The organism is Bifidobacterium sp. (genome assembly GCF_050874245.1).
In the GTDB taxonomy this organism is placed as follows: domain Bacteria; phylum Actinomycetota; class Actinomycetes; order Actinomycetales; family Bifidobacteriaceae; genus Bifidobacterium.
Genome location: NZ_JBNMKH010000022.1, coordinates 21622 through 29431, shown reverse-complemented (window position 1 = coordinate 29431; position 7810 = coordinate 21622). Strand labels below are relative to the sequence as shown.

7 protein-coding genes are annotated in these 7810 nt (G+C 62.2%); 1 reads left to right on the top strand and 6 read right to left on the bottom strand.

All coding sequences use genetic code 11. The features are described 5' to 3' along the window. From valS to ACR0P8_RS03960, 4 genes are all read right to left on the bottom strand, one after another. Nucleotides 1–1904: valine--tRNA ligase (valS, locus tag ACR0P8_RS03975; protein WP_432623881.1), on the bottom strand; the 1904-nt coding region annotated here is incomplete at its 3' end. A gap of 115 nt (nucleotides 1905–2019) precedes the next feature. Beyond that, on the bottom strand, nucleotides 2020–3567 hold the full coding sequence (locus tag ACR0P8_RS03970; protein WP_432623879.1) for an ABC transporter substrate-binding protein: 1548 nt from the start codon (nucleotides 3565–3567) through the stop codon (nucleotides 2020–2022). Between the two features lie 142 nt (nucleotides 3568–3709). After that, nucleotides 3710–4375, bottom strand: coding sequence for an endonuclease III (gene nth, locus ACR0P8_RS03965; protein WP_432623877.1), 666 nt, complete (start codon nucleotides 4373–4375; stop codon nucleotides 3710–3712). Between the two features lie 110 nt (nucleotides 4376–4485). After that, nucleotides 4486–5235 (bottom strand): winged helix-turn-helix transcriptional regulator, encoded by a 750-nt coding sequence (locus ACR0P8_RS03960; protein ID WP_432623875.1) that lies wholly within the window; start codon nucleotides 5233–5235, stop codon nucleotides 4486–4488. 171 nt (nucleotides 5236–5406) lie between these two features. On the opposite strand from ACR0P8_RS03960, the gene ACR0P8_RS03955 reads away from it, so the two are divergent. Continuing rightward, nucleotides 5407–6192 carry a hypothetical protein gene (locus ACR0P8_RS03955; protein ID WP_432623873.1) on the top strand — a complete coding sequence of 262 codons (786 nt, stop codon included), beginning with the start codon at nucleotides 5407–5409 and terminating at the stop codon, nucleotides 6190–6192. Nucleotides 6193–6289: 97 nt separating this feature from the next. On the opposite strand, the gene ACR0P8_RS03950 is transcribed toward ACR0P8_RS03955, so the two are convergent. Further along, entirely contained in the window at nucleotides 6290–6856 is a 567-nt protein-coding gene (locus ACR0P8_RS03950; protein ID WP_432623871.1) for a manganese efflux pump MntP, read from the bottom strand. Nucleotides 6857–7272: 416 nt separating this feature from the next. Next, complete coding sequence (locus ACR0P8_RS03945) at nucleotides 7273–7767, bottom strand: inorganic diphosphatase (RefSeq protein WP_169078198.1); 495 nt, start codon at nucleotides 7765–7767, stop codon at nucleotides 7273–7275. Between the last annotated feature and the right edge of the window lie 43 nt (nucleotides 7768–7810).

Genomic DNA, 7810 nt, shown 5'->3' with positions numbered 1-7810 from the left:
TCCAGGCCCAGACGGGCGGCGGCGGCCCAGTAACGCACCGCGTCGGCGCCGAACTGCTTGATCGGCTTGTCCGGCACGACCACGTTGCCCTTGGACTTCGACATCTTCTTGTGGTCCGGATCGAGGATCCAGCCCGACAGCGTGGTGTTGGACCACGGCAGGCACTTGTTCTCCAAGTGCGCGCGATCCATGGTGGAGAACAGCCAGGTGCGGATGATGTCCTGACCCTGCGGACGCAGATCCATCGGGAACGTGGCGTTGAAGATCGCCTGGTTCTCCTCGCCCGGCTCCTCCCAGCGGGTCACGATCTGCGGGGTGAGGGAAGAAGTCGCCCAAGTATCCATGATGTCCGGTTCGGCGGTGAAGCCGCCCGGCACGTCACGCTGGTCCTCGGTGTAGCCTTCCGGCACATCGTCGGTCGGGTCGATCGGCAGACGATCCTCGCTCGGAGTGATCGGGTGATCATAATCCGGGGTGCCGTCTTCCTTCACCGGGTACCACAGCGGGAACGGGACACCGAAGAAGCGCTGGCGGGAGATCAGCCAGTCGCCGTTCAGGCCATGCACCCAGTTCTCGTAGCGCACGCGCATGAAGTCGGGGTGGAAGTTGAGCTCCTTGCCGCGTTCGATGAGTTCGGCGTTGAGTTTCTCGTCGGTGCCGCCGTTCTTCAGGTACCACTGGCGGGAGGTGACGATTTCGAGCGGCTTGTCGCCCTTCTCGTAGAAGTTCGTCATACGCTTGGTCGGCGTCGGCTCGCCGTCCAGATCGCCGGAGGCGCGCAGCTCGTCGACAATGATCTTACGTGCGGAGAACGTGGTCTTGCCGGCGGTCTCCTGGAAGATGCGCTTGCCTTCCTCGGTTTCGATCCAATCCGGGGTGTCCATGACGATGCGTCCGTTGCGCTGGATGATGGAACGCAGCGGCAGGTTCAGGTCACGCCACCATTCGACGTCGGTCACGTCGCCGAACGTACAGCACATGGCGATGCCGGCGCCCTTGTCCATCTCGGCGGCCTTGTGCGCCAGGATCGGGACCTTGACGTGGAACAGCGGGGAGTACACGTACTGGCCGAAGTACTTCTTGTAGCGCTCGTCGTCCGGGTGCGCGATCAGCGCGCCGCAGGCGGCCAGCAGTTCCGGACGGGTGGTCTCGATGTAGATCGGGGTGCCATCCTCGAAGCGGAAGGCGACCTTGTGGTAGAAGCCCGGGTATTCACGGGATTCCAGCTCGGCCTGAGCCACGGCGGTCTGGAAGGTCACGTCCCACAGGCCGGGGGCATCCTTCTGGTAGGCCTCGCCACGGGCCAGGTTGCGCAGGAACGCCTTCTGCGCTACGCGCTGCGGGTGCTCGCCGATGGTGTGGTAGGTCTGGGACCAGTCGATGGACAGGCCCAGGGAACGCCACAGGGCCTCGAACTGCTTCTCGTCCTGGGCGGTGAGCTTCTCGCACAGCTCGATGAAGTTCTTACGGGAGATCGGCACCTGGTCCTTGGCGTCGATCTTCTTGCCGTCGGTGCCTTCGAACGGCGGCTTGAAATCGGGATCGTACTTCAGCGACGTGTCCACGCGCACGCCGTAGTAATTCTGCACACGGCGTTCGGTCGGCAGGCCGTTGTCATCCCAGCCCATCGGATAGAACACGTCGTAGCCGTTCATGCGCTTGAAACGCGCGATCACATCGGTGTGCGTGTAGGAGAACACGTGGCCCACATGCAGGTGGCCGGAAACGGTGGGCGGCGGGGTATCGATGGAATAGACGGCCTTGCGGTCGCGGGTGCCCTGGAACTTGTAGACTCCGCTCTCGTCCCAGACGCCACGCCACTTGTCTTCGAGACCGTCCACGCCGACCCTGTCGGGCAGCGGCGTGAGGTTCGCGTTGATGGTGTTATCTTGGCTTTCAGTCATAGTCGTTAGTCTAGAAAGCGAATGTGACAACTGCCATAGCGCCGGCTTCCATCGAACCGAATGCCGGAATCGCACGCAAATCGCGGAAAATCCGCAGCAAAAACGGCGCTGCCTCTCAGCCCAGCCTCACCTTGTCCAGCGGCAGCAGCCGGTCGGTCAGATTCTTCGGATATCCCTGCAGCTGGTCGGACACGGCGATGAAGTTCTTGCGCGTGTACAGCCAGTCGCTGGCGGCGTCCTCGCTGACGATGCGCGCGTAATCGCGCATGCGCGCCTGATAATCGTCATCGTTGGTGGCGGCCATGGCGTTGGCGTAGGCCTGCTGCGCGTCGCCGTTCTCGAAATGGAACACGGATTGGCCGTTCGCGAAAACGCTCGCGTCGCCTTCGCCGCTCATGGTGGTCAGCGCGATGTTGTACGTGCCCGCGTTCATGCGTTCCGTCACGTCCGCGGCGGAATCGAGCACCTCCAGATTGGCGCCGACGTTGAGGCTTTCGATTGCGGTCTTCACGGTGTCGCCGATGGTTTTGTATTGCTTCGGCACCAGAATGTCGATCGGTGCGATGTAGTTCGCGCCGAAGTAGGAGCGCATCTGCTGCCCCTGCCCGAGATTGTAGGGGTACAGTCCGCTCAGATCCTCATAGCCGTCCTCGAGCGGGCTGATTGGCCCGCCCAGCGCGGCATAGGCGTCCGGGCTATTTTTGGCGATGGACTGCGCGTCGATGGCGTACCGCGTCATTTTGCGGATCTGCTCGTCGGAGAAGGGGCTGTTCCCGTCGTTGTTGAACGCCAGCAGCACTTTGTCGAAGCTGATGCCGCTGACCGCCGTGATGCCGTCGGTCTTGCCGAGTCCGTCGGCGGCTGATGCGCTGAGCGGCAATGCCATGTCGATTTTCCCGGCTTTCATGGCGTTCGTCATCGCGTCCTCGTCGCCGTAGTAATACAGGGTCACCTGCGATGAGGCGGCTTTACCTCCCCAATACGAATTGTTGCGCTGCAGCACGATTTGCGATTTCGACGCGTCGGATACAGTGAACGGACCCGATCCGACCGCGGTTTTGGCGTAGTTCGCTTTGTTCTCTTGGTCGTACACGATGCCAGCGCGTCCGGCCAGCGCGCGCAGCAGCCGCGGATTCGGCTTGGACAGCGTGACGGACACCGTGTCCGCGTTCGGATTGGTGATTTCTTTCAGGTCGCCGAGCTGGTCGGAGCCCACGTAATGGTTGTTGATGGTGTTCTGCAGCGACCAGACCACGTCGGACGAGTCGAGCTTGTGCCCGTTGGAGAAGGTCATGCCGTCTCGCAGCGCGAATGTGTAGGTCAGTCCGTCGCCGGAGATCTGCCAGGAGGAGGCGATTCCCGGCTGCAGCTTGTTGGTGTCGCTGCGGGACACCAACGTCTCGTACACGTTGCCGAGCAGCGCCTGCTCCACGGCGGTGCCCTGTTCGGTGCGGATATCAAGCGATTCCGGCGCCTTGCCTTCGATGCCGACCGTCACGGACGAATTGGAGGAGAGCGTGCCGAAGGAGGCGATAGGGTTCTTGTGCTCGACCAGCGACAGTCCCAGCCACAGCATCACGCTGAGTACCGCCGCGACGCCGAGGAATATCAGCCATCGCGTGGCTTCGTCCTTGAGATTGCGCTTCCGCCCGTTTTCATCCATGCACCCGAGTCTAGTTGACGTGCGCTACACGGTCCGTTCTGGCCGGCGGACGCGTATAACGGACAAGCGTAAGGCGGACGATGCGTGCGATTCGCCCGGAGAACACGGCAGACTTGGTGAACACGGCAGGCACGTCGGACGCTTACGCGGCGAACGCGCTCGGACACGTGCCGTTGAGCGGGCAATCGGCGCAGTCCGGTTTTCGCGCGTGACAGATGGCACGGCCGTGCAGTATCAGACGGTGGGACAGATCCGTCCACTTCTCGGGCGGGAAACAGGCGGTGATCTCACGTTCGATGGCCACTGGATCAGGGGAGGGGGATGCCCAATCGGAACGCCACCGCAGACGCCTCGTCACCCGGATCACATGCGTGTCCACGGGGAATCCGGGCACGCCGAACGCGTTGCCAAGCACCACATTCGCGGTTTTGCGCCCCACGCCCGGCAGGGAGACCAGCGAAGCCATGTCGGCTGGAACCTTGCCGTCGAATCGTTCGCACAATTCATGCGAAAGCCCGATGATATTGCGTGTTTTCGTACGGAAGAAACCGATGGTGCGGATGATGTCCTCGACATGTTCGGGATTCGCGGCCGCCAGCTCGGCCGGTCCGGGATATTCGCCGAACAGCTCCGGCGTGACCGTATTCACGCGCTTGTCGGTGGTCTGCGCGCTGAGGACCGTGGCCACCAGCAGTTCGAAAGGCGAATGGAAATCCAACGCGCATTTCGGATGGGGAATCTCCTCGCACAGCAGTTCGTATTCGCCGTGCATGCGCGCGATCCGGGCCTTCTTCGATTCCCGAGGCATGCCTTCAGCCCACCCTTCGTATGCGGAAACCAGCGGAACCGTCGAAATCGGCGAAAACCGACATGAGCCGGCGCGAATCAGCGGAACCGATGGCGTAATCGCAGGAAAACCTAGTTCTCGCCGGTCTCGCCATCCTCGTCGCGTGCCGCGTCCTTGGCCGCGGTCTCATGCTCGTTCTCCTCCGGAGGGTCGAAACGATAGCCGACGTTGCGCACGGTGCCGATGAGATGCTCGTATTCGCCGCCCAGTTTGGCGCGCAGACGACGGATGTGCACGTCGACGGTGCGGGTGCCGCCGTAATAGTCGTAGCCCCACACCTCCTGCAGCAGCTGCGCGCGCGTGAACACGCGGCCGGGATGCTGCACGAGATATTTGAGCAATTCGAATTCCTTGTACGCCAAATCAATCGGGTGGCCATGCAGGCTGGCCGTATAGCCATTGGTGTCCACCACCAGATCGCCGGAGCGGATTAGACCATCCTCGTCCTGAACACCCTGATCGCCATGCCCCGCGATAGTGTTGACCGGCGCGTTGCCACGTTCGGAGACCAGACGCAGACGCCCCTCCACCTCGGCCGGAGATGCCGTGGCGACCACCACATCGGCGATGCCCCACTGCGAATTGACCACGGTGAAGCCGCCTTCGGGAAGGATGAGCACGATCGGCGTGGACAGGCCGGACGCGTGAATCAGCCGGCACAGCGTCTTCGCGGTGGCCAGATCGTCGCGGGCGTCAAGAAACAGAATGGTGTTCTCAGGCATCTTCACCAGGCTGGCCGCATCCATCGGCAGCACGCGCACGCGGTGGGAGAGCAACGCCAACGAAGGCAGGACGGTAGCCGGGTCGCTAGCGAACGTCATAAGCGTAAGATCCGTCACGTCAGCTCCCTTTGTCTTATACTGTTGACGCGATTGTACACGCGAAATGTGTTATCGGCGTTTCGTCGATTGTAGCCGAAGTATGTGGACACATACGGCTACATTTATTCATATTGCATACGTATTGACCATAATATGAAAAGGGGGTCGAGGATGGCCGCTGTGAAGGACGTTGCCCGGAAACCTGCGTCGAAGGTCGCCTTCGGAAAGGTTCTGGCGATTCAGATCGTCGCGTACGTGGTGTTGGTCGTGCTCGCGTTGATTCCCGGCATCACATACGGTAATCCGGCCAAGCCGGCCGTGGTGTCGTTCTCCGTCATCGGCTCGCTGGCGATGATCGCGTTGCTGGTGGCGTTCAGCCCGTTCCGTGACGGCGCTGCCGGACATGTGATCGCCGTTGTGGCCGGCCTGCTGTCGGTGGTGTGCGCCACGACGATGATGCTGGGGCGCACGATTTTCCCCGCCGGGACGGATGGCTCCAGAAACTTCTCCATGGAGGAAGGCTGGATTGCCGGCGTCGGCGGACTGCTCATCGTGCTGGTCATCGTGTCGTTTGGCCGCCAGATGGCACGCGAGAACCGCACGCACCTGATCCGCTCGCTGTCGCACGGCGTGGTCGAAGGCGCCGCCATGATCGCCAGCGCCGGTTGGTGCTTCCTGCCGACGCTGCTGCCGACCACGCATGACAAGGCCATCGCGGTATCCGTGGCGGCCGGAGCCGATGGCGCTTTCGTTGGTCCGACCACCATGACGTGGGCCATCGCTGCGGTTGTCGTGGTGCTGGTGGCCGTGGTGCTCGGCGTGTGCTCGTACTTCTGGCATCGCGACGCCGACCCGGAGCCCGATGCACGCTCCCCGTGGATCGGCATCGCACTGCTGCCGGTCATGCTGACCGGTGCGGCGGTGGGCATCGCCGCATTTGCCGCCGTGACGTTCTGACGGAAGCTTCGATGGACGGCCGATAACGGCCCCATGACAAGAAAAGCCCGTAATCGATTGCGATTACGGGCTTTTGCGTTTGCTGCGGCCGGGGCGATCAGCCGATGAAGCCGAGATGCTCGAGCAGCACCTTCAGGCCGATGAGAATCAGCACGACGCCGCCTGCGATCTGCGCCGGCTTCTGCCAACGCGAGCCGAACATGCGGCCGATGACTAGACCGGCCGCGGAGAACAGGCCGGTGGTGATGCCGATGATGACCACCGACAGCCAGATGTTGAGCGTCATGAACGCGAGGCTCACACCGACGGCGAACGCGTCGATGCTGCAGGCCACGGCGAGCGGCAGCATGTGGCGCCAATCGAATTCAGGGGTTTCCTTGGCGTTCTCCTCGTCCTCTTCGAACGCCTCACGGACCATATTGCCGCCGATCAAGGCCAGCAGGCCGAAAATGATCCAATGGTCCACCGCGGTCACATATTTGCTGAACGTGCTGGCCGCGAAATAGCCGAGCAGAGGGAACAGCGCCTGGAACCCGCCGAACCACAGGGCGGTTTTGAACGCATCGATGCCGCGCAGCTTCTTGACGGTCAGGCCTTTGCCGATGGAGACGGCGAACGCGTCCATGGACACGGACACGCCGATGAGCAGAATCTGAATGAGCATAGCTGGTGAAAAGGTTCATCCCGCCGGTCTCCCCACGGGATGGGCCTCGACGGATTGCGTTCCGCCTACGCCTAGGGGTACCGACACAGAACTGCCGCACGCGGATGTGATATGTGACGTCCAGCGGGCTTTGAATTCAGCGAATACTGTTCGCATGCCGTAAATTACAAGGCACCACTATAACGCAAGAGCCGCCCTTGAAACAAGGGCGGCTCTTCTCACGTCAGCTCACGTCAGTACAGGCGCTCACTTCTCACTTTCCGCGAGGCGCTTGCGTGCGGCGACGATTTCCTCCTCGGTCCGGCAACTACGGACGGCCTTCGGCCGGCTCAATGTTGCCTTGTCTCACCTGCCGGCTCGACTGCGGCCTTTGGAGTCGGACAGCACGCTGTGCTGTCCTCAATCGTCTCGCCGCTTCACTTCTCGCTTTCGGCGAGGCGCTTGCGGGCTGCGACGATTTCCTCCTCGGCCTTGGCGGCACCGGTCCAGTAGTCGCCCGGCAGGACTTCCTTGCCCGGCTCCAGAGCCTTGTACTGCTCGAAGAAGTGCTTGATTTCAGCCTTGTGGTACTCGGACACGTCGTCGACGTCCTTGATGTCGTCGAAGCGGACGTCAGCCGGCACGCACAGCACCTTGTCGTCTCCACCGGCTTCGTCGACCATGTGGTACAGGCCGACGGCGCGGCACTCGACCACGCAGCCCGGGAACACGGAGTTCGGGATCATGACCAGGGCGTCGAGCGGATCGCCGTCCTCGCCCAGGGTGCCGTCGATGTAGCCGTAGTCATCCGGGTAGCCCATGGCGGTGAACAGGGTGCGGTCCAGGAACACGCGACCGGTCTCGTGGTCCACTTCGTACTTGTTCTTGGAGCCGCGCGGGATCTCCACCACAACGTTGAAGGTTTCTGCCATTGTTTTCTCCTTGATCGAACGATCAGCAGTAATTCGTAACCTA

What these genes read in the sequence shown, in the direction of transcription:
- ACR0P8_RS03945 (WP_169078198.1), bottom strand. Translation starts at nt 7,767, where the DNA reads ATGGCAGAAACCTTCAACGTTGTGGTGGAGATCCCGCGCGGCTCCAAG.
- ACR0P8_RS03960 (WP_432623875.1), bottom strand. Translation starts at nt 5,235, where the DNA reads ATGACGTTCGCTAGCGACCCGGCTACCGTCCTGCCTTCGTTGGCGTTG.
- ACR0P8_RS03970 (WP_432623879.1), bottom strand. Translation starts at nt 3,567, where the DNA reads ATGGATGAAAACGGGCGGAAGCGCAATCTCAAGGACGAAGCCACGCGA.
- ACR0P8_RS03955 (WP_432623873.1), top strand. Translation starts at nt 5,407, where the DNA reads ATGGCCGCTGTGAAGGACGTTGCCCGGAAACCTGCGTCGAAGGTCGCC.
- nth (WP_432623877.1), bottom strand. Translation starts at nt 4,375, where the DNA reads ATGCCTCGGGAATCGAAGAAGGCCCGGATCGCGCGCATGCACGGCGAA.
- ACR0P8_RS03950 (WP_432623871.1), bottom strand. Translation starts at nt 6,856, where the DNA reads ATGCTCATTCAGATTCTGCTCATCGGCGTGTCCGTGTCCATGGACGCG.